3 protein-coding genes are annotated in these 3442 nt (G+C 28.9%); 2 read left to right on the forward strand and 1 reads right to left on the reverse strand.

The genetic code is table 11. From position 1 onward, the window contains the following. Positions 1-23 precede the first annotated feature (23 nt). A complete protein-coding gene (locus tag ACTHW2_RS09785) occupies positions 24-1250 on the reverse strand; it encodes an MFS transporter (protein WP_020829069.1) in 1227 nt (408 codons plus the stop codon). Positions 1251-1401: 151 nt separating this feature from the next. Between ACTHW2_RS09785 and ACTHW2_RS09790 the strand changes: the two genes are divergently transcribed. After that, positions 1402-2040 carry a deoxynucleoside kinase gene (locus ACTHW2_RS09790; RefSeq protein ID WP_020829070.1) on the forward strand — a complete coding sequence of 213 codons (639 nt, stop codon included), beginning with the start codon at positions 1402-1404 and terminating at the stop codon, positions 2038-2040. 35 nt (positions 2041-2075) lie between these two features. Then, complete coding sequence (locus tag ACTHW2_RS09795) at positions 2076-3350, forward strand: glycosyltransferase (protein WP_003626752.1); 1275 nt, start codon at positions 2076-2078, stop codon at positions 3348-3350. The last annotated feature ends 92 nt before the right edge of the window (positions 3351-3442 follow it).

Here is a 3442-nt window from a genome sequence, read left to right on the forward strand (position 1 = left end):
ACAAGATTGGACTTTTTATTTAACTAAAACGATTTAACTAGCACCACGCGTAACAAAGATATAACGACTAACGAAAGTCCTAAAATTAAGTAATTATAAGGGTTTTTAAGATCAAAAATTCTTTGGAAGAAAAAAGTACCGAAAGGCATAAAGAGAATTGCAACCGAAAAAATAATTCCGAAAACTCTGCCTATATAATTAATATCAGTCTTAATCTGAATGAATGTCATAAATTGAATATTGAAGATCGACAAAAAAAGATTAAATAGGACGATTAACGTCGCTACAAGAATAATAGAATGCGATAGTTGAAATAATTGTTGCACAAAAATTAGTGAAGCTCCACATAGTGTAATAAATAAAATAAGCCGATTTGTTGTGGGTTCCCTTTTCAGAAAAGTTGATACTGAGGCTCCAATTAGACCACCAACAGATTCAGCAGTTAAAAAAACTGCATACGCCTTTAAAGTTGTCCCACTAAAAGCATAAGTTGAAAAAGGTAGAATCAAATTATATCCGGCAATGATAAAGTTCACAATACTAGAGAAAATGATAATCATCATTATTTGCGAATTAGTCAGAATATATTGAAAACCTTCTCTAATTTGAAAAAGGGTATTTTTCTTGTGCTTTTTATTAGGTTGCGTTGTTAAAATAGTCAGCTTCTTTAAAATAGTCAGCTTCTTTATGAGTAAACCTGAAACAAAAAATGAAACTGCATCTAAAACTAATGCGATTCTATTACCGAAAAAATTAGCGATCAACAAAGCTAAACTAGGTCCAGCAATTTGAACAATTTCTTTTACAATTTCCAAAGTAGAATTAACAGTATTAATGTGTTCTTTATAAACAATTTCTCTAAAAATCGCTTTATATGCTGGGCTTCGAAATGACGTGATTATCGCTAGTGCAATATTGATAAGTATAATCGCATAAATAAAAAATGACTTAGGAATAAAAATTGCTAATATAAGACAAATAAATCCACTAATCAAATCACAATGAAAAATAATTCGCTTTCTATTACCACTGTCAGAGACAGCACCTCCCCAAAAATTAAAAAATACGCTGATTAAAACTTCACTACTTTGGTAGAAAGACAGCCAAAAACCTCCATTTGGAATAGAAGAAAGAAATACTGTATTTACGTAGTCAAATAAAACATCACCAAATTTCGAAATCGCATTACTGGTAGTAACCTTAACCGTATTTAGCTTTTCCGTTTTTGTTAATTTTGCTTCTTCTGTCATTGAATCACCTTCATAAAAAGTATTGACTTTGAAATAAATGAGAATAAAATTAATTAAAATAAATGATTGTTAATAAATTATAGCACTATTAAAAAAGCTTTAACAAAAAAGTTATGCATCTTGTTTCTTAAGAAAGGAAGATATTAATATTATGAGTAGAGGAAAAATAATACTTATAGATGGCATATCGAATTCAGGTAAAACTACTTTATGTAATAACTTATCAAAACAACTAGGTTATAAAATTGTTCCTGAATCAATAAGATATCTAGAAAATAGGTTAAATGAAAAAGGAGATAATATTTTATATGTTCCTAAAAATATTCAAGAAGAATTACGGAATCAGGAAATATTATTTGACCTAGAATTTGATAAATGGTTTGATGCAAATTATTTTGCTGATCATGGACAAAATGTTGTAATTGATAAATCACCCTATTCAATCGTTGCGACAGCATTTGCTTTCGAATCTTCTAATATATCTGGAACATATAATAAATCGTTAGAGTTTTTAGACGATTTTATAGAAAAAGCTAAACGATATAAATTATACAGTCCGGACTTGCTATTACTATTAAAAGCTGATAGTTCTGCTTCATCAAAGAGAAATTTGGAACGGAATCATCACCTTTTAAGTGTCTGGACTCAAGAAAGTACAAGACAAAAGCAAGAAGAAATATTAGAAAAAGAATTTCAAGAATTAGACATGAAAAAGGCACTAATTGATACATCAAATCTTTCACCACGGGATGTCTATGATGAGGCTTTAAAACAAATCACTAGTTTGTGATTTAACTCATCAAATTTTATTAAGGAGGGCTAATTATGATAACAATAGCAGAATTAATAATGTTTCTAATGCTACTACAATGTTTGTGGCACATAGCTAGAACAATGCTAGTGAATAAAAAAATAAAGCAAAATAAAAATAATGCTGCGAGCTTTAAAGAAACTAGAGATGAAAAACCAAAATTCTTTATAGTTATTCCATGTTTACAAGAACAAAAGATAATTAATAGAACGATAGATGATTTTGTAAATATTATTACTAGTACAAAAATTGATGCAAAATTATTCATCGTAACTACTGATAAAGAAAAATTGCTAACCAATCAAGGAAAAACTACATTTGACATTGTAAAAGAAAAGATTGATACATCAGATAGTTATAAAGACATTAAACTTTTAAACTATCCTGGAGTAAATGGCATGATGGCTGATCAATTAAATTATGCATTCGATACAATTTATAAAATGTATGATATTGATGAGAAAAGCTCCTATTTCTGTGTCTATAATGCCGATAGTCGCCCCGGAAAAGACGCATTCCTTCAGGCAAAAACAGTTGCCCTAAAGAAGCATTTTCCTTTAATTATGCAAGAATATTCTGCATTTTTCTCTAACTTAAATACGTTAAGTCCAATTATGCAAGGCTTCGCTGTTTATCAAACTAATTTTGAATTAATAAATGGACTAACAAATGCTATATTACCTTCTATTTTCTTAAGGAATCATGTTGTAGGCCATGGACTTTTTGTCAGATTTGATTATTTAAAACGAATAGGTAGCTTTAATACTGAATTTTGGTGTGAAGATATTTATCTTAGTTTCTATTTGAGAAGTCAGGGAATTATAATTGAACCATTATTTGCCTTGGAATATGGGGAATCTCCTAAAAATATTCAAATACTTGCTAAACAAAATGCTAATTGGTTCAAAACATTGTCTGATAATAAAAAATTTTATCAAATATTAAGTAAGAATAAAGATACTAAACAATTGAATACTTTTCTTTATTATCTAAATCAAGTAAGAGGAGCCTTTGCATGGCTATTACTACCTAGCTTTTATCTAGTTATCTTTATATTTCTTATTTTTATAAATAGTGGATTAGCACTAGTTTTTACTTTAGTTTATCTAACTACCACATTTCTTCGATTCTGGTTATCTAATTCAATCGCGAAAAATTTACACGGAAAATTACCGGTAAATAATTTCCTTCTAGCGTTTGAAAGTAGCATAGCATATTTAATTTCTAATGTAGGTCCTCTCTATCTAGTATTTCATAGAAAAGGAACTAAATATAAAACAGAAAGGTGAGTTTCAGTATGTTTATTATTGATAATTTTATTCAACGCAGCCAGAATACTCCTGATCAAGTGGCAGTTAAATCACCAAATGGTGATTATACC

This window comes from Tissierella sp., assembly GCF_052089545.1.
Taxonomy (GTDB): domain Bacteria; phylum Bacillota; class Clostridia; order Tissierellales; family Tissierellaceae; genus Tissierella_A.

Bases quoted from the DNA above. Each gene is read 5' to 3' on its own strand.
- ACTHW2_RS09790 (WP_020829070.1), top strand. From the start codon at position 1,402: ATGAGTAGAGGAAAAATAATACTTATAGATGGCATATCGAATTCAGGT.
- ACTHW2_RS09795 (WP_003626752.1), top strand. From the start codon at position 2,076: ATGATAACAATAGCAGAATTAATAATGTTTCTAATGCTACTACAATGT.
- ACTHW2_RS09785 (WP_020829069.1), bottom strand. From the start codon at position 1,250: ATGACAGAAGAAGCAAAATTAACAAAAACGGAAAAGCTAAATACGGTT.